This window comes from Halosimplex yunnanense (assembly GCF_054504345.1).
This window is the reverse complement of sequence record NZ_JBTJEL010000013.1, coordinates 1-313: the sequence shown is the minus strand read 5'-3', so window position 1 is coordinate 313 and position 313 is coordinate 1. Positions and strand designations below refer to the sequence as shown.

General features: G+C 59.7%; 1 rRNA gene. It reads right to left on the bottom strand.

The features are described 5' to 3' along the window. A 16S ribosomal RNA gene (locus AB2U09_RS00080) occupies positions 1-313 on the bottom strand; the annotation flags it as partial.

Here is a 313-nt window from a genome sequence, read left to right as displayed (position 1 = left end):
GCTACGGACGCTTTAGGCCCAATAAAATCGGCCATCACTCGTGCTGCCGGTATTACCGCGGCGGCTGGCACCGGTCTTGCCCAGCACTTGTTCCTGTACCACCTTACGGTGCAGAAAAGCGAGGGCGTTGTATGCCCTCGCACTCGGAGTTCCCCTATCGCACTGTCGTGCAGTGTAAAGGTTTCGCGCCTGCTGCGCCCCGTAGGGCCCGGAATCTTGTCTCAGATTCCGTCTCCAGGCTCTTGCTCTCACAACCTGTACCGATTATCGGCACGGTGGGCCGTTACCCCACCGTCTACCTAATCGGCCGCAG